The sequence below is a fragment of the Rhodococcus sp. WAY2 genome (assembly GCF_009859915.1).
In the GTDB taxonomy this organism is placed as follows: Bacteria; Actinomycetota; Actinomycetes; order Mycobacteriales; family Mycobacteriaceae; genus Rhodococcus_F; species Rhodococcus_F oxybenzonivorans.
The window spans coordinates 2,284,781-2,301,414 of record NZ_CP046572.1 but is presented as its reverse complement, the minus strand read 5'-3'; the positions used below and the strand labels follow the sequence as shown (position 1 = coordinate 2,301,414).

Annotated in this window: 16 protein-coding genes; 9 read left to right on the top strand and 7 right to left on the bottom strand. The window is 66.8% G+C overall.

Annotation, left to right across the window (positions count from 1 at the left end; all coding sequences use genetic code 11):
- Positions 1-2: 2 nt before the first annotated feature.
- Entirely contained in the window at positions 3-1,577 is a 1,575-nt protein-coding gene (locus GFS60_RS10705) for a molybdopterin-dependent oxidoreductase (RefSeq protein ID WP_159921102.1), read from the bottom strand.
- Positions 1,578-1,661: 84 nt separating this feature from the next.
- Between GFS60_RS10705 and GFS60_RS10700 the strand changes: the two genes are divergently transcribed.
- Positions 1,662-2,477: a shikimate 5-dehydrogenase gene (locus tag GFS60_RS10700; RefSeq protein ID WP_159921100.1), complete on the top strand. Its 816-nt coding sequence runs from the start codon at positions 1,662-1,664 to the stop codon at positions 2,475-2,477.
- 19 nt (positions 2,478-2,496) lie between these two features.
- Here the strand turns inward: GFS60_RS10700 and GFS60_RS10695 are convergent, their stop codons facing one another.
- Together GFS60_RS10695 and GFS60_RS10690 are read right to left on the bottom strand one after the other, a co-directional pair.
- Complete coding sequence (locus GFS60_RS10695) at positions 2,497-3,006, bottom strand: O-acetyl-ADP-ribose deacetylase (protein WP_159921098.1); 510 nt, start codon at positions 3,004-3,006, stop codon at positions 2,497-2,499.
- Between the two features lie 7 nt (positions 3,007-3,013).
- Positions 3,014-4,204, bottom strand: coding sequence for a benzoate/H(+) symporter BenE family transporter (locus tag GFS60_RS10690; RefSeq protein WP_159921096.1), 1,191 nt, complete (start codon positions 4,202-4,204; stop codon positions 3,014-3,016).
- Positions 4,205-4,285: 81 nt separating this feature from the next.
- On the opposite strand from GFS60_RS10690, the gene GFS60_RS10685 reads away from it, so the two are divergent.
- Entirely contained in the window at positions 4,286-4,768 is a 483-nt protein-coding gene (locus GFS60_RS10685) for an acyl-CoA thioesterase (protein WP_159921094.1), read from the top strand.
- A gap of 30 nt (positions 4,769-4,798) precedes the next feature.
- Here the strand turns inward: GFS60_RS10685 and GFS60_RS10680 are convergent, their stop codons facing one another.
- On the bottom strand, positions 4,799-5,827 hold the full coding sequence (locus tag GFS60_RS10680) for a phosphotransferase family protein (RefSeq protein ID WP_159921092.1): 1,029 nt from the start codon (positions 5,825-5,827) through the stop codon (positions 4,799-4,801).
- A gap of 342 nt (positions 5,828-6,169) precedes the next feature.
- On the opposite strand from GFS60_RS10680, the gene pdhA reads away from it, so the two are divergent.
- From pdhA to GFS60_RS10655, 5 genes are read left to right on the top strand one after another with little or no spacing between them, the layout of a single operon-like run.
- Positions 6,170-7,267: a pyruvate dehydrogenase (acetyl-transferring) E1 component subunit alpha gene (gene pdhA / locus GFS60_RS10675; protein ID WP_159921090.1), complete on the top strand. Its 1,098-nt coding sequence runs from the start codon at positions 6,170-6,172 to the stop codon at positions 7,265-7,267.
- Positions 7,264-8,247 carry an alpha-ketoacid dehydrogenase subunit beta gene (locus GFS60_RS10670; protein WP_159921088.1) on the top strand — a complete coding sequence of 328 codons (984 nt, stop codon included), beginning with the start codon at positions 7,264-7,266 and terminating at the stop codon, positions 8,245-8,247. The genes pdhA and GFS60_RS10670 overlap by 4 nt, the downstream gene beginning before the upstream one ends.
- A gap of 43 nt (positions 8,248-8,290) precedes the next feature.
- The gene (locus tag GFS60_RS10665; RefSeq protein ID WP_159921086.1) at positions 8,291-9,517 is read left to right on the top strand and encodes a dihydrolipoamide acetyltransferase family protein; all 1,227 of its coding nucleotides are present in this window, start codon (positions 8,291-8,293) and stop codon (positions 9,515-9,517) included.
- Positions 9,518-9,536: 19 nt separating this feature from the next.
- Positions 9,537-10,763: an MFS transporter gene (locus GFS60_RS10660; protein ID WP_159921084.1), complete on the top strand. Its 1,227-nt coding sequence runs from the start codon at positions 9,537-9,539 to the stop codon at positions 10,761-10,763.
- 32 nt (positions 10,764-10,795) lie between these two features.
- Positions 10,796-11,413 (top strand): hypothetical protein, encoded by a 618-nt coding sequence (locus tag GFS60_RS10655; RefSeq protein WP_159921082.1) that lies wholly within the window; start codon positions 10,796-10,798, stop codon positions 11,411-11,413.
- 68 nt (positions 11,414-11,481) lie between these two features.
- On the opposite strand, the gene GFS60_RS10650 is transcribed toward GFS60_RS10655, so the two are convergent.
- Genes GFS60_RS10650 through GFS60_RS10640 form a run of 3 tightly spaced genes read right to left on the bottom strand, consistent with a single transcriptional unit; the run spans position 11,482 to position 14,351 of the window.
- Complete coding sequence (locus GFS60_RS10650; RefSeq protein WP_159921080.1) at positions 11,482-12,906, bottom strand: NAD(P)(+) transhydrogenase (Re/Si-specific) subunit beta; 1,425 nt, start codon at positions 12,904-12,906, stop codon at positions 11,482-11,484.
- A complete protein-coding gene (locus GFS60_RS10645; protein WP_159921078.1) occupies positions 12,906-13,238 on the bottom strand; it encodes an NAD(P) transhydrogenase subunit alpha in 333 nt (110 codons plus the stop codon). The genes GFS60_RS10650 and GFS60_RS10645 overlap by 1 nt, the downstream gene beginning before the upstream one ends.
- A complete protein-coding gene (locus GFS60_RS10640) occupies positions 13,239-14,351 on the bottom strand; it encodes a Re/Si-specific NAD(P)(+) transhydrogenase subunit alpha (RefSeq protein WP_159921076.1) in 1,113 nt (370 codons plus the stop codon).
- Positions 14,352-14,620: 269 nt separating this feature from the next.
- Between GFS60_RS10640 and GFS60_RS10635 the strand changes: the two genes are divergently transcribed.
- On the top strand, positions 14,621-15,016 hold the full coding sequence (locus GFS60_RS10635; RefSeq protein ID WP_159921074.1) for a DUF488 domain-containing protein: 396 nt from the start codon (positions 14,621-14,623) through the stop codon (positions 15,014-15,016).
- A 242-nt stretch (positions 15,017-15,258) separates the two neighbouring features.
- Positions 15,259-16,632, top strand: coding sequence for an APC family permease (locus tag GFS60_RS10630; RefSeq protein WP_442972196.1), 1,374 nt, complete (start codon positions 15,259-15,261; stop codon positions 16,630-16,632).
- The last annotated feature ends 2 nt before the right edge of the window (positions 16,633-16,634 follow it).

Sequence of the window (16,634 nt, the reverse complement as noted above, 5' to 3'; positions counted from 1 at the left end):
CCTCAGGACACCGTGAACGAGCGTGTGTGCCACCCGGTGGCGCCGCCTGGAATCGGCGGCGTCCGTTCCTCGACCTGTACGTTGCCGCTGAGGTCTGTCGCCCGCACTTGCAGTGTGTGCAGGCCCGGTGTCGCCTGCCATTCCCAGGTCCATTGACGCCAGGTGTCGATGGTGTATTGCTGTGCGAGCGTGGCCTTTTCCCATGGGCCGTTGTCTACCCGCACTTGCACCGCCTCGATTCCTCGGCGCTGCGCCCAGGCGGTTCCGGCGACGAGTACCGGACCCGGCACCAAGGGCGCGAAGGGAGCCGGCACGTCGATGCGGGAGGCGGTCTTGATCGGCGCCTTCTCGGCCCACCCCCGCTGCGTCCAGTACGCCTCGGCCGCGTCGAAGCGGGTGAACTCCCAATCCACCACCCATTTGGTGGCGGAGACGTAACCGTAGAGACCGGGCACCACCTGGCGCACGGGGTAGCCGTGCTCGAACGGCAAGGGCTCACCGTTCATCGCCACCGCGAGAATTGCGTCGCGCCCGTCGCGCAATGCTTCGATCGGGGTACCTGCGGTGAAGCCGTCGATACTCGTCGAGAGCAGCATGTCGGCCTCGGCACCGACGCCCACCTCGTCGAGGAGATCCCTGATCGGGTACCCGATCCAGGCGGCGTTGCCGGCGAGGACTCCCCCGACGTCGTTGGACACGCACGTCAACGTGATAATCCGTTCGACCGGGGTCCGTGCAACGAGGTCGTCCCACGTGAGGGTGAGTTCCCGGTCCACCATTCCGTGGATGTGCAGCTCCCAGTTGTCCGTCGTCATCCGCGGGACCCGCAGCGCGGTGTCGATGCGGTAGAACTCGTCGTTCGCGGTGACGAACGGGGTGGCGCCCGGTACACCGATGTCGGTTCCCAGAGCGATCGGAGACGCCTTGTCCGCGACCGAGGGAATCGCGAAATTCCGACGGTTGTCGATGGCCCCGGCGATCTGCTGACCCAGATACCGTCCGACAGCTCCCGCCGCCGCTGCCGCCGCAGCAGCAGTGGCCGCGAGCACCAGAAACTTTCGGCGGGGCAACCGCGAATCCGCACCATCGGCCCCTTCCGGCATCTGCGCCGCCGCCGTCAAGATGCGGAGTACGACGATTCCGGCCGCGACCCCTGCGAGCGTCGGCACCGCGTAGACCCACGAGGCGCTCGGGCGTTGTGTGGCGGCAAATACGCCGACAGCGCCCAGAATTCCGAGGATGGCACTACCGAAGGGGGCGCGCGGTCGCTCGACGATGCCTGCCACTGCGGCAAGCAACACGATCAGCAGTGTCATCCCCACGAAGAGCGCCGGCTTGTCGTTCGTTCCGAACGTCGAAATGGCGAACTCGCGCGCCCAGGCCGGACTGCGGTCGACCGTGGTGGAACCCACCGCATAGAAGGGCGAGCTGTTCTGGTCGATCAACACCGACACGAGTTCACCGACCGCGAGAACGACACCGGCGGCGATCACTCCCGCGAGTGCACGGGAGAACAGATGCCGTCGCCGCTCGGGCGCTCGTGCGGCGTGGGGCCGGTCACCGATCGTGGTAGTCATGCAGCCGTGCTCCTTAGTTGTGGTCACGGGGTATTCGGAGCCGGCAACACGCGCGGATGGGAGCCCACCACTAGTATTGCGCTGATGAACACGCTCGACAAAGACACCGTTCTCTGCATCTCGCTTTCCGGTCGACCGAGCAACATCGGCACCAGATTTCACAACTATCTCTACGGTGAGCTTGGTCTGAATTACGTCTACAAGGCGTTCACCACCACCGACCTGCCGGCCGCGGTCGGCGGGATTCGCGCACTCGGTATCCGCGGTGCCGGTATCTCGATGCCGTTCAAGGAGCAGGTGATCGACCACGTAGACGTCATGCACTCGTCGGCGTCGGTCATCGATTCGGTGAACACCATCGTCAACGAGGACGGCGTGCTGCACGCCTACAACACCGACTATCAGGCAGTGGCAAACTTGCTGCGGGAGAACGCACTTCCACACTCGCTGTCCGTGGCCGTCGCAGGCAGCGGTGGGATGGCCAAGGCGGTGGTGGCAGCAGTACGCGACTTCGGGTTCACCGATGTCACCGTGGTGGCCCGAAACGCGGAGACGGGCGGCGCGCTCGCGAAGCAGTACGGCTTTTCGTGGCAATCCGAATTGGGTCACGCTCGTCCGGGCCTGCTGATCAACGCGACGCCGATCGGGATGGCCGGTGGTGCCGAGGAGGACGCTTTGGCGTTCGAACTGGACGCGATCGAGGCGGCGGATGCGGTGTTCGACGTGGTGGCGATGCCCCCGACCACGCCGTTGATCAGAGCGGCGGCCGAACGCCACAAGACCGTGATCACCGGCGCCGAGGTGATCGCCTTGCAGGCGGCCGAGCAGTTCGTCCTCTACACCGGCGTCCGCCCCTCTCCGGAAGAGGTCCGGCGGGCGTCGGAGTATTCGCGGTCGTGAAACAGGCGCGGGTCGCGGATCACCCGACCACCGCGCGAAGCCTTTCCCCCATCTGCGCGTCGAACGCCACGAACACGACGCGCGGCACACCGCTGTCCGATCGGCGCACTGCACTGACGGCCTGACGGACGGCGTCGTCGGCCGGCCACCCGTAGATACCGGCCGAGATCAGCGGGAACGCAACCGATTCCGCGCCGAGGTCGGCCGCCACGCGCAAGCTGCTCAGATACGCACCCCGCAGCAGGTGTGATCGATCCTCGGAAGACGAGTACACCGGTCCGACGGTGTGGATGACCCACCGGGCCGGCAATCTCCCCGCCGTCGTGGCCACGGCCTCCCCTGCAGGCAGTCCGTCGGGCAGTGTCGTCGCCCGTAACTTCCTGCACTCGGCCAGGATGTCCGGTCCGCCCACACGGTGGATCGCTCCGTCCACGCCGCCGCCGCCGAGAAGGGCGGAGTTGGCCGCATTGACGATCGCGTCTACCGCCACCGTCGTGATGTCGCCCTGCACTACCTCGATGGTCGTCATCGCCCCATTATCTCCGGAAGTGCAGGGCCGTCCGCACGATCAATCCGGCGATCAGCGCCCAGAACGCCGAACCGATTCCGAGGACGCTGACCCCGGACGCCGCGATCAGAAAAGTGACGACAGCCCCTTCACGTTCGCGTATGTCGGCGAGCGCGGACGCGAGCGCACCACCCAGAGTCGCGAGGAGGGCGAGACCGGCCACCGTCTCCACGACGCCCACCGGAGCCGCCGCAATGAGCGCGGCCACAGCCGCCGAGCAGGCCGCGAGGACCAGATACGCCCAGCCTGCGGTGAAGGCCGCACGCCACCGTTTCCGGGGGTCGGGGTGGGCGGTGGGTGCCGCGGAGAGGGCGGCACTGATCGCCGCGAGGTTGATGGCGTGCCCACCAGCGGGTGCCCCCACCAGGGTTCCGATCCCCGTCACCAGCATCGCGGGCCGCCACGGGACCTCGTATCCGAAGGACTTCATCACTGCGGTGCCGGGAATGTTCTGCGACGCCATGGTCACGATGTACAGCGGCACGGCGATCCCGATCAATGCCTGCCAGGACCACGTCGGTGTCGTCAGCACCAGCTCCGGCAGCAAGGCGCTGGCATCGAGTCCGACTTTCCCGACGACGAGGCTGACGGCGATCACCACACCCGCGGCGGCGAATGCTGCCGGGACCGCCCAGCGTGTGGAATACCGCTGCAGAACCAGCCACACCAGCACGACCGGGGCGACGGCGAGCGGTGCGTCCCGTAGCGCGAGCACCGGGGCCAGGCACAGGGGCAGCAGCACCCCGGCCAGCATCGCCTGCGCCAACGCGGAAGGAATTGCGGCGATCACCCGCCCGAGCCGAGGCCACAACCCGGTGAGAAGGATCGCAACACCCACGATGGCAAACGCGCCCACCGCGGCGGGCCAGCCACCGCCCACGGCCCCGGCCCCGGCGAGGAGCGCGGCGCCGGGCGTCGACCAGGCGAGGGTGATCGGCATACGATAACGCCGCGACAACCACAGCATCCCCAGTGCCTGCGTCACACACAGTATGAGGAGGCCCGACGCCGCCTCGGCGGAATCCGCGCCGACCGCGGTCAAACCCGTGAGGACCACGGCGAAGGAACTGGTGAATCCCACCAAGGCCGTGACGATTCCCGCACTGACCGGCTGGGCGGCCGAAGAAGGCGAACGCACGTCACTGTCGGGTACGGACATAGGACGCGATTCTGCCCGATGCGCGGCACGCCCGGCGGGCCTGCCCAGGGCACGGGAACCCCGACGTTTAAGGTCGAGGCGATGACACACGACGACGCTCCCGCCTTGCCGACCGCCGACGACTTCCCGGTCCTCTGGCCGGTACCCACCCGCTGGGCAGACAACGACCACTACGGGCACGTCAACAACGTCACCTACTACTCGTACTTCGACACCGCGGTCAACGCCTGGCTGATCGCGGAAACGGGCACGGACATCCGGGAGTTGCCGGCGATCGGCGTCGTTGCCGAAACATCCTGCAAGTACCTCGGTGAACTGACCTTCCCGGACCGCCTCCAAGTGGGACTGTCGATAGAGCGGCTCGGCACTCGCAGCATCGTGTACGCGCTCGCCATCTTCCGGGAACGCGGCGAGGCCCTCGACGAACGCGACAAGGCCCTCGACCTGGCGGCTCTCGGCCGATTCGTGCACGTGTACGTCGACGCGAAGACACGAAAGCCGGTGCCCATCCCACCCGACATTCTCAGTGCGGCAGAGCTATTGGTGGTGCCGGGCACAAAGTGAGCGCCCGGCACCACTGAGCAGCGCCTCGGTTCAGCGCAGGCCCTCGGCCTCCGCCGTGGCCACGGCCCGGGCGATGATGCCGTCGATCAGCTTGACCGTGGGCGCACCTGTCTCGGCCTGGTTTCGTGGATCGTCCGTCACCCGGCGCAGGACGCCTTCGGCGATGATCGCCAGTTTCCACAGTGCCAGCACGTGCCAATAACCCACGTGCGTGACGTCGCGCTCGGTTTCCTGGGTGTACGCCTCCACGAGTTCGGCCCTCGTCGGGAAACCCTCCAGCGTGGAAGCAGGGAAGGGTCCGGCATCGTCGTCACCGGCCTCCGGCCAATAGGCCAGAAGTGCACCGACGTCAGCCAGCGGATCTCCGAGGGTGCAGAGTTCCCAGTCCACCACGGCGAGCACCTCGCCCTCCTCGGGCGACGTGATGACATTGCTCAAATGGAAGTCACCGTGCACGAGCGACAGTTCCTTCTGCTCGGGCATGTTGCGCTGGAGAATGTCCGCCAGCTGCTCGACCTCCGGGACATCCCGGGTACGGGACTTTTCCCACTGGTCTGCCCAACGCTTCAATTGCCTTGCCGCATAGGGCTTGTGGCTCGCCAGGTCCTCGAGCCCGGTGTCCGCCAGGTCGACGGCGTGAATCTTCGCGAGCGCGCGCGCCATCGCGAGCCCGACACCGCGCCTCTGCTCGGGTGTCAATTTCTTGGCGACCCCGATGCTGTCGATCACCACGCCGGCCACGTAACTCATCAACACGAGTGGGGCGTCGGTCACCTCGGGATCTTCGGTGAGTCCGAGAATTTTCGGCACCGGCACGTCCGAGCCCTGCAGCGAGGACAGGATTCGATGTTCCCGGACCACGTCGTGCGCCGAGGCGAGCAGGTTTCCGAGCGGCGGACGCCGAAGCACCCATCGGCCGCCACCTGCATCACTGACCGCATACGTGAGGTTCGACTGACCGTTTCCGATCCGTTCGAAGCTCAGCGGTGCGATCGCTCCTACACCGAGTCCGGCAATCCACGCGGAGACGGCATCTTCGTTCAACCCCACAGCATTCACGCGCTCGATGCTAACCGCTCGGGAGCCTGGTGCGTTGGGAACCGTGACGCACCGGCGGTAACGGTGAGGTGGATTCGGTCCGAGACCTCCACGCCGGACGGATCCTCGGATCACCACTCCATAACAGTTCAGCTTCGGCGGCGTCCGGACTGGTCATAAGACGCAGTACGACTCCTCCGCGGGCCCGTCGACTGGGCAATGTGCTCTACCGAAATGCGACCACTTGCGCAGTTCGCGTTCCCGTGGATGCTGTGAAGTAGGACACATACACGTCCTGAACGCAGCGCACGTCTCCCGCGAACTCACAAGGTCTCCGGGACTCGACACAGCGAGGTGAGTCCGATGGTCGACAAGATTGCCTATCCGGTCCAGCTCCTACAGCCGGACGGCCGACGGGTCCTACGGCCCGAGTACACGAACCTGGTGCGCGATATCGGTCCGGACGAATTGCGCGGACTGTACGAAGATCTGGTTGTCACGCGCCGCATCGACGTGGAAGCCACTGCTCTGCAACGACAAGGCGAACTCGGCCTGTGGGCGCCCATGCTCGGCCAGGAGGCAGCGCAGGTCGGTTCGGCCCGAGCCCTCCGCCCCGACGACTACGCCTTCGTCAGCTACCGCGAGCATGCCGTCGCCTATTGCCGCGGCGTCGACCCCGCAGAAATGACCCGGATGTGGCGGGGAACCGCCCATTCGGGCTGGGATCCACACGCGGTGAAGGTCACCAACCCGGCCATCGTCGTCGGATCTCAAGGACTGCACGCCACCGGATACGCAATGGGCGCCCACCTCGACGGTGCCGAGATCGCGACCATCGCCTACTTCGGTGACGGTGCCACCAGCCAGGGAGATATCGCCGAGGCACTGGGCTTCTCGATGAGTTTCAACGCCCCGGTCGTGTTCTTCTGCCAGAACAATCAATGGGCGATCAGCGAACCGGTGCACCTGCAGAGTCCCGTTCCGATCGCCCAGCGTGCCGCCGGCTACGGGATGCCGGCCGTCCGGGTGGACGGCAACGATGTCCTCGCCGTCCTCGCCGTCACCCGCCAGGCCACACAGCGCGCACGCGAGGGGAGCGGCCCCACCTTCATCGAAGCCGTCACCTACCGGATGGGTCCCCACACGACCTCCGACGACCCCACGCGGTACCGATCTTCGGCGGAGACCGCGGAATGGAAGGCCCGCGATCCGATCGACCGCATGCACCGCCTGCTCGACCGGGAAGGCCTGCTCGACGAGGCGTTCCTGACCCGGGTTCGGACCACCGCCGACGAGATCGCCGCGCGACTCCGGTCGGGGGCCGTGGGCGCACCCACGCCGCCGCCGCTCAGCGTGTTCGATCACGTCTATGCCAGCGAACATCCGCTCCTCGAGGAGGAGCGCGCCGAGTACGCCGCGTACCTCGCAGCGGTCACCGACACCGAGGAGGCACTGTCATGAGCACCACCAGAATGTCGCTCGGTGCGGCTGTGGGAGCGGGTCTGCGGCGCGCACTCGAACGGGACCGCAAGGTCGTGATCATGGGTGAGGACGTCGGACGCCTCGGTGGCGTCTTCCGGGTCACCGACACCCTGCAGAAGGATTTCGGCGACAACCGCGTGATCGACACCCCGCTCGCCGAATCAGGGATCATCGGTGCGGCCTTCGGTATGGCGCTGCGCGGATACCGGCCCGTGTGCGAGATCCAGTTCGACGGCTTCGTGTACCCGGCCTTCGACCAGATCGTCTCGCAGGTCGCGAAAATTCACTACCGCACGGAGGGAAAGGTCACGGCGCCCCTGACCATCCGGATTCCCTACGGCGGTGGAATCGGGGCCGTCGAACATCACTCGGAGTCCCCCGAGGCCTACTTCGCGCATACCGCCGGACTGCGGGTGGTCACGCCGAGCAACCCCGGTGACGCCTTCCACATGATCCAGCAGTCGATCGCGTCGGACGACCCGGTGGTGTTCTTCGAACCGAAGCGGCGGTATTGGGACACAGCAGAATTCGATGTGGACGCCGCACCCGACCTGTCGTTGCACAGCGCGCGTGTACTGCGCGAGGGCTCGGACGCCACGATAGTCACCTATGGTTCCGTCGTACCGACGGCGTTGTCGGCTGCGGCCATCGCCGAGCAGGAGGGCAACTCCCTCGAAGTGATCGACCTGCGGTCCCTCTCCCCGATCGATTTCCCCACCGTCGAACGGTCGGTCCGCAAAACCGGCCGACTCGTCGTGGCACACGAGGCATCGACGTTCCTCGGCCTCGGCGCCGAGGTGGCCGCCCGGATATCGGAGCGGTGCTTCTACCAGCTCGAGGCCCCGGTTCTGCGCGTCGGCGGTTTCGACATTCCCTACCCCCCGGCGAAGCTGGAACGTCACCACCTTCCCGACGCCGATCGCCTGCTCGACGCCGTGGATCGCAGCCTCGCGGCCTGACCGGCTCCGCCCGAAGGAGAGGCCCGAAGGAGAGGAGTGTCCGTTGGCGCAGGAATTCTGCCTGCCCGACCTCGGCGAGGGGTTGACCGAGGCCGAGTTGGTGTCGTGGTCCGTCGAGGTCGGCCAGAGCGTCGAACTGAATCAAGTCATCGCCGAGGTCGAGACTGCCAAAGCCTTGGTCGAACTACCGTCGCCCTACGCAGGTGTCGTGGAGGAGCTGTTGATTCCCGCCGGGGCCACCGTGCCGGTGGGCACACCGCTCATCAGGATCGCGACCGACTCGGCGTCGGACACGCCACCTACGCGGACTCCAGTGCTGGTCGGGTACGGACCAGAGGCCGCCGCCCAGAGCAGGCGTGCACGCCCACGCGCGGCCGCGACGCCGGAGGGCACCGCACAGCCCGAACGCGTGCGTCCCGACGCCTCGCCGGCCGCCCGGCTGGCAGCACGCGAGCGCGGGATCGACCTCACCGTTGTCCCGGGCACGGGTCCGTCCGGGGCCGTCACCCGGCACGACGTCGAGGAGTACGCCGGTTCCGCCGCACCGCGCGTGGCGGCCGGGCCGAGCGAGCGAGAGACTCGCACCCCTGTGCGGGGCGTGCGGAAGCAGACGGCCGCAGCCATGGTCCGCAGTGCGTTCACCGCGCCCCACGTCACAGAATTCGTCACCGTCGACGTCACGCGTTCGGTCGAACTCCTCGAACATCTCCGTGGCCGGCGGGAATTCGAGGGACTATCGGTGACTCCCCTCAGCATTGCCGCGAAGGCGATGATCGTTGCCCTACGAGAGCACCCCGATCTCAACGCCTCCTGGGACGAAGAGCACCAGGAGATCGTCGTCAAGCACTACGTCGACCTCGGCATCGCCGTGGCCACTCCGCGTGGTCTCGTCGTCCCCCACGTGAGAGAAGCGCAGTCGCTGAGCCTGCTCGAACTCTGCCGGGCGATCACCGAACTGACCGCCATCGCGCGTAGCGGTAAAGCCGATCCCGCTCAGCTCACCGGCGGCACCGTCTCGCTCACCAACGTCGGTGTCTTCGGTGTCGACACAGGCACACCCATCATCAACCCCGGCGAATCCGCGATCGTGTGCCTGGGCAGCGTCTCCCAGCGGCCGTGGGTACACGAGGGCGAGCTCGCCGTCCGCTGGGTCACCACGCTGAGTGTGTCCTTCGATCACCGCGTCGTCGACGGCGATCAGGGGTCGAAGTTCCTGTCGTCCGTCGCCGCGATGCTGCACGACCCGGTAGCGCTGCTCGCACAACTGTGAGGCTGGGTACGTTGGCCCCGTGAGTACTTCTCAACCGCCCGCGGTGAACAAGCGCGCACGGGTACCCGAACCGCTCAGATCCGCCCGGGCGGCGATCTTCGCGATCTTCGGAATCAACGGGTTCCTCCTCGGGATGTGGGTGGTGCACATTCCCGCGATCGAGGACCGTACCGGCATCAGCCACTCCACGCTCGGATCTCTTCTCCTCCTTCTCGCGATCGGCGCCATCTTCGGCATGCAACTCACCGGACCCCTCGCCGACCGGTTCGGAAGCAGGCGGACCGTGATCGCCGCCGGGCTCACACTGTCGGTCGCCACGATCGGCCCCGGACTGGCCACCGAGGCGTGGCAGCTGGGTCTCACACTTCTCGTCTTCGGGTTCGCCAACGGGGCCCTCGACGTGTCGATGAACTCGCAGGCCGTCGAGGTGGAACAGCGCTATCGGCGGCCCATCATGTCCGCCTTCCACGCTCTCTTCTCCGTCGGCGGGGTCGCGGGATCGCTCGTCGGCGCCGCGACACTCGCCGCCGACTGGACACCCGCCGCGGCACTCCTGGTCGCCGGGGGTGTCGGGATCGCGGTCGTCGGCGCGAGTGCGCGGTGGCTCATGCAGGATCGGCCGCGCACCGCGCAGACGGACGGATCCGCCGAGAAGGCACACGGACGACTGTCGGCGCGAGTCCTGGGGCTCGGCGGCATCGCGTTCGTGCTCATGCTCGCCGAAGGCGCCGCCAACGACTGGAGCGCACTGCAAGTCAAGGAGCACCTCGCCACCTCCGACTCGGTCGCCGCCCTCGCCTTCGGTGCCTTCTCGGTGATGATGACCGTAGGACGGTTCACCGCCGACCGCGTCAGTGGTGGAGTGGGGCCCGTCGCCGTCGTCCGCTACGGCGCACTGCTCGCCGGCGGCGGAATGGCGCTCGTGCTGGTGTCCGGCGCACTCCCGCTTACGATCTTCGGTTGGGCGCTGTTCGGCCTGGGACTGTCCGGTGGAGTCCCCCAGATCTTCACCGCCGCCGGAAACCTCGGCTCAGGATCCGCGGGCACCAACATGTCCCGCGTCGTCGGACTCGGATACGTGGGATTCCTCGCAGGCCCGGCCGCCATCGGCTGGATCACTCAGGTGATTCCCCTCACAACGGCGATGGTGGTGCCGCTGGGATGTGTGTTGATCGCCGCAGCGTGTGCCGGTGCGGTCCGGCGAACGCCCCACTCCGTACACCGGGATCACAGCGCACTCTCATAGTTCGTTCAGCGTGGATTGGCATGCTGGAGACCGTGACCGAATCGAACAGCACGCTGCGCCGCAGCGTTCACCGTCTTGCCCTATCGGCGGCAGGTGTGGTGTTGCTGTGCGCGCTGTATCTCGTCAAGCCCGCCTCGACAGCGCTCTCGTTCCCGGAGCCGTTACGGTCCATCGCGGACCAGGTGATCAGTGTCGTCGACGTCAACTCCGTATTGGTCGCGACCGTCGTCCTCGCGGTGGTCGCGACGGTGCGGAAACTGTCGTACGGAATCGGCGCGATCCTGTTGCTCTGTCTCGGCGCGAACCTCACCAGCGCCGCCGTCCGGGCGTGGGCGTCGGATGCACCCACCGTTCTGCTGCCCAGCGGCCATGTCGTCGCCGTCGCCGCCCTGTACGGCTCGGCGATCCTCGTGTCGGCGCCCCGATTTCGGCCCGTGGTCGCTGGACTGGGCTTCGCTCTGATCCTCGGGGTCGCAGGGGCCGCAGCCCTCGTCGAACCGATCAGCGTCTACGGGCTCGTCGCGAGCCTTGTGGTGGCGTCGATCTGGTGGGCGCTGGCGTCGATACTGATGCTGTACTCCCCCGTCGCCGCGGAGCGTGAGGCGCTTCGGCCCGACACCGCGGCTATTGTCTTCTCCCGCCACCGCTAGGCGGCTCCGCCGCTCGTGCGCCTTTCTGGTAGCAGCAGCAACCAGAAAGGCGCACGAGCCCGGAGGGCCTACAGGGCTTTGAGTTCCTCGGTGACGTCGGCGACGGATTTCTTCGCGTCGCCGAAGAGCATGGAGGTGGTGTCGGCGAAGAACAGCGGGTTGTCGATGCCGGCGAACCCGGAGTTCATCGACCGCTTGAGCACGATCACCGACTTCGACTGATCCACATTCAGGATGGGCATCCCGTGGATTGGCGAGGACGGGTCGTTGCGGGCGGCCGGGTTGGTGACATCGTTCGCCCCGATCACCAGGGTGACATCGGTGCGAGCGAACTCGTCGTTGATGTCGTCCATTTCCTTCATCGCGTCGTACTCGACATCGGCCTCGGCGAGCAGCACGTTCATGTGCCCGGGCATCCGGCCGGCGACCGGGTGGATGGCGTACTTGACCTCGACCCCCTTCGACTCGAGCAGCTTGGCCATGTCCTTGACCGCGTGCTGGGCCTGCGCGACGGCCAACCCGTAGCCGGGGACCACGATCACCTGATTGGCGTAGGCCATCTGAATCGCCGCGTCCGCCGCCGAGGTCGACTTCGCCGTCTTCACCGTGCCGTCATCGGCGACCGCGGCAGCCCCGCCGCCACCGAACCCGCCGGCCACGATCGCCGGGATGGACCGGTTCATCGCCTTCGCCATCAGGTTCGTCAGGATCGAACCCGACGCGCCGACGATCATGCCGGCCACGATCATCGCCTGATTGTTCAGGGCCAGACCCGCGGCGGCAGCGGACAGACCGGTGAGCGCGTTGAGCAGCGAGATGACCACGGGCATGTCGGCGCCGCCGATCGGCAGCACAACCATCAACCCCAAGATCGCGGCGAGGACGAGGACTCCGACGATCCACCACTGGCCGGTGGGCCCGGTCGGGTCGATCGCCTTGATTCCGATGATCACCGCGAGCGCGACCGCGCCGATCAGCAACAAAGCGTTCAGCGGCTGCTGCAACCGGCCGATGCCGATCGGGCGGCCGGGCAGGGTTTCCTGCAGCTTGAGGAACGCGATCACCGATCCCCAGAAGGAGATCGATCCGATGATCGCCGCGAACAGCGAGGCGATCACGATGTGTACGGTCGGCGACTCACCGTGCTGAAAGGCGGTGAACCCGTCCGAATCCAGGAATTCGGCGTAGGCGATCAGGGCGACGGTGCCGCCGCCGACCCCGTTGAACAACGCCACCAGCTGCGGCATCGCCGTCATCTTCGTCCGCAACGCCGGCGGCACACCGAGGACCACACCGATCACCAGACCGGCGACGATGAGCACCCAGTTGGAGGTGTCCCGGATCGCGATCAGGGTGGCGACCACGGCGACACCCATGCCGACCGCGGCGATCTGGTTACCGCGGACCGCGGTCTTCGGCCCGGTCAAACCCATCAGACCGTAGATGAACATCGAGAACGCCACGATGTACAACACGTTGACGACATATCCCATTACTTGTCCCCACCCTTCTCAGCGACAGCAGCGGCGGGAGAAGCGGGCTTGGACTTGAACATGCCCAGCATCCGGTCGGTCACCACGAAACCACCGACCACGTTGATCGTTCCGAACACCAACGCCACGAACAAGATCACCTGCAGACCCCACGGCGGATTGTCGACCTTGCCCAACACCACCAACGCACCCAACACCACGATGCCGTGGATCGCGTTCGTCCCCGACATCAGCGGGGTATGCAACGTGTTCGGGACCTTCGAGATCACCGCGAACCCCACGAACCCGGCCAACACCAGGATCGCGATGTTCGCCAACAATTCGGTATACATCTAGGACACACCCTCCTCACGGGTGACGCAGGACGCGGCAAGGACTTCGTCCGAGAAATCGGGGGCCAACCGGCCTTCGACCAACATCAACTCGAGCAGCGCGGAGATGTTCTTCGAGTACAGCTCCGAGGCGTGCTCGGGCATCGACGCGGGCAGGTTCAGCGGCGAGCAGATCGTCACCCCGTGCTTGACCACGGTCTGACCGGGTTCGGTGAGCTCGCAGTTACCGCCGGTCTCTCCGGCCAGGTCGACCACCACGGAGCCGGGTTTCATGCCCTCCACCGCGGCGGCGGTCACCAACCGGGGGGCCGGACGTCCCGGCACCAGGGCGGTGGTGATGACGACGTCGAAGCCCTTGATCGCGTCCTCGAGCGCCTGCTGCTGCTGCGCGCGCTCAGCTTCGGTGAGTTCACGGGCGTACCCGCCTTCACCGGCGGCGTCGATCCCGAGATCGAGCCACTGCGCACCGACCGAGCGAACCTGATCGGCCACCTCCGGGCGCACGTCGTAGCCGGTGGCCCGGCCACCGAGCCGCTTCGCCGTCGCCAATGCCTGCAGGCCGGCGACACCGACACCGAGCACCAGCACGGTCGCGGGTTTGACGGTACCGGCCGCGGTGGTGAGCATCGGGAAGAACCGAGTCGACTCCGACGCCGCGAGCAGCACCGCCTTGTATCCGGCCACGTTCGCCTGCGAGGAGAGCGCGTCCATCACCTGGGCGCGGGAAATCCGCGGGATCGCCTCGACCGCGAACGCCTGCACCCCCGCCGACTTCAGCGCGGCGACCTGGTTGTCCTGATTGCGGGGGGCGAGGAACCCGATCAACGTCTGCCCGGCATGCAGCCGGCCCACTTCCTCGTCCGACGGCGGCGCGACCTTCACGATCACGTCCGCCGACCACGGATCGCCGATCTTGGCGCCCGCCCCGACGTACAATTCGTCCGGGATCAGTGCGCCCAATCCGGCACCCGACTCGACCACCACATCGACACCCTTACCCGTCAATGCGGCCACGATCTTCGGCACCAGCGCTACCCGACGTTCGCCCTCGTTCGACTCACGAGGAACGCCAACCGTCGGGCGCGGCTGCGCCGCGCTCTGCGATGTATCCATTTATCGACTTCCTGCGGTAGATGGTCTGCATGCCGCGACGAGCGGCAACCAACCGTTGATGAGCGGAATATGTCCCCAGCCTCGACTGATTTCAGCTGATGATAGCCAGAGACCGCGTGACGTAGTGAACAGAGAAGCCGGCCGGAGTCTGTCTGAATCGAGTCCGAACAGCCGTTCTCACCCACCTTTCCTCTAGTTTGTGAGGCCAGTCACACACGGCCGCGTCGTAGGGTGAGGAGAGAAACCCGCACAGAAGCGGAGGTTCGGTGATGCACAAACGACAGGGACGTCCGGAGACGGACGTCGACTCACCAGTGGTGGTGGAACGGGTCTACGACCACCCCACCGACGGCGACGGACTCCGGCTCTTCGTCGACCGCCTCTGGCCGCGCGGCCTCCGTAAGGATGCGTTTCACTTCGACGACTGGGCCCGTGATCTCGCACCCTCGACCGAGCTTCGCCATTGGTACTCACACGACGTCGCCGCATTCGGCGAGTTCCGGGAACGGTACGTGTCCGAGCTGGACTCCCCGCCGGGACGCAAGGCTGTCGCGAGGGTTCGGGAGCTCGCGCACGGACGCCCCATCGTTCTCTTGACCGCCACCAAGGACGTCACCCACAGTCATGCGGAAGTCCTTGCCGACTATCTGCGCGGTCAGCTGTGACGGGCGAGGGGGACCCCGGCGACCTTACGGACGAGGACCTGGGCGGCGACTCCGTGTGCTGGCTCGACCGTGTCTGCCCCGACTGCGGACTGTTCCTGACGGACCGGACGGCACCGCGGTGTCCACGGTGCGGGTGCGAACGGACCGCGTAACTGTCCTCAGTTTGGGACCGTGTCTCGGGGGTACATGACTGCACCTGAGGTGGCGGCACGTCACCGTGGCAGACGGGATGAACCTTGCAGATGCGACGCGCCGCCCGGCCAGTGAACGAGGGAGATGCCGAGCACCTCGACGAGGACGCCGGACACGGGACCCCTCTCGCCCGCGCGATCACGGGCCCGCTCCTCTTCGTCTTCATTCTCGGCGACGTGCTGGGTGCCGGAATCTACGCGTTGGTGGGGGTCATCGCCGGCGAGGTGGGCGGCGCAGTCTGGGTGCCGTTGCTGCTGGCACTGGTGATGGCGTTGCTGACGGCGACCTCGTATGCCGAACTGGTCACCAAGTATCCGCGCGCCGGTGGGGCGGCGGTGTTCGCCCAGCGGGCGTATCGGACACCGCTGATCTCGTTCCTCGTCGGGTTCTCGATGCTCGCCGCCGGAGTCACGAGCGCAGCGGGGCTCGCACTCGCATTCTCCGGCGATTACCTCGCCGCGTTCGTCGATGTGCCGACCGTCCCGGCGGCACTCGTGTTCCTTCTCCTCGTGGGATTGCTCAACGCCCGGGGGATCAAGGAGTCGGTGCGCGCCAATGTCGTCATGACGGTGGTGGAGGTCACCGGCCTGGTCCTGGTGGTGGTTCTGGCCGGCATCGTGCTCGGACGTGGTGACGGCACCCTGGGCCGGGTGGTCGAATTCGACGAAAGCCGTTCGCCGGCGCTCGCGGTGCTGGCCGCCGCACTGCTCGCCTACTACTCGTTCGTGGGGTTCGAGACGTCCGCGAACGTCGCCGAAGAGGTGACCAACGTGCGCACGGTGTACCCGCGGGCGTTGTTCGGAGCGTTGCTGACGGCGGGCGCCGTCTATGTCCTCGTCGGACTGGCAGTCTCGGTGGTCCTACCCGCCGGCGAACTCGCCGCATCGTCCGGCCCGCTGCTGGCAGTGGTCTCCGCCGCCGACGTCGGCGTTCCACCTCGCCTGTTCAGTCTGATCGCGCTCGTCGCCGTCGCGAACGGCGCACTGCTGACGATGATCATGGCAAGCAGGCTCACGTATGGAATGGCGTCCGAGGGACTGCTTCCGCGTCCGTTCGCACGGGTTCTCCCGCGGCGACGGACTCCCTGGGTGGCGATTGTGGCGACCACTGCCGTAGCCATGGCTCTGTGCGTCACCGGTTCGCTGTCGGCCTTGGCGGAGACGGTGGTTCTGCTGCTGCTCGTCGTCTTCATCAGCACCAACATCGCGGTCCTGGTGTTGCGTCGTGATGCGGTGGAGCACCGCCACTTCCGGGCCCCGACGATATTTCCGATCCTCGCCCTCGTCACCTGCGTGGCGTTGCTCACCCAGCAGGGCGCGGCCACCTGGCTGCGTGCGGCGCTACTCCTTGCCGTCGGAGTCGTGTTGTACGCAGTCTCCCGCCGTCGTTCCACGAGAACGGACGCCGAGAGTCCCCGCGCGTAGTA

Coding starts and splice junctions, on each gene's coding strand:
- GFS60_RS10685 (WP_159921094.1), top strand. CDS start 4,286: ATGACACACGACGACGCTCCCGCCTTGCCGACCGCCGACGACTTCCCG.
- GFS60_RS10670 (WP_159921088.1), top strand. CDS start 7,264: ATGAGCACCACCAGAATGTCGCTCGGTGCGGCTGTGGGAGCGGGTCTG.
- GFS60_RS10640 (WP_159921076.1), bottom strand. CDS start 14,351: ATGGATACATCGCAGAGCGCGGCGCAGCCGCGCCCGACGGTTGGCGTT.
- GFS60_RS10705 (WP_159921102.1), bottom strand. CDS start 1,577: ATGACTACCACGATCGGTGACCGGCCCCACGCCGCACGAGCGCCCGAG.
- GFS60_RS10700 (WP_159921100.1), top strand. CDS start 1,662: ATGAACACGCTCGACAAAGACACCGTTCTCTGCATCTCGCTTTCCGGT.
- GFS60_RS10635 (WP_159921074.1), top strand. CDS start 14,621: ATGCACAAACGACAGGGACGTCCGGAGACGGACGTCGACTCACCAGTG.
- pdhA (WP_159921090.1), top strand. CDS start 6,170: ATGGTCGACAAGATTGCCTATCCGGTCCAGCTCCTACAGCCGGACGGC.
- GFS60_RS10695 (WP_159921098.1), bottom strand. CDS start 3,006: ATGACGACCATCGAGGTAGTGCAGGGCGACATCACGACGGTGGCGGTA.
- GFS60_RS10650 (WP_159921080.1), bottom strand. CDS start 12,906: ATGGGATATGTCGTCAACGTGTTGTACATCGTGGCGTTCTCGATGTTC.
- GFS60_RS10645 (WP_159921078.1), bottom strand. CDS start 13,238: ATGTATACCGAATTGTTGGCGAACATCGCGATCCTGGTGTTGGCCGGG.
- GFS60_RS10630 (WP_442972196.1), top strand. CDS start 15,259: ATGCGACGCGCCGCCCGGCCAGTGAACGAGGGAGATGCCGAGCACCTC.
- GFS60_RS10690 (WP_159921096.1), bottom strand. CDS start 4,204: ATGTCCGTACCCGACAGTGACGTGCGTTCGCCTTCTTCGGCCGCCCAG.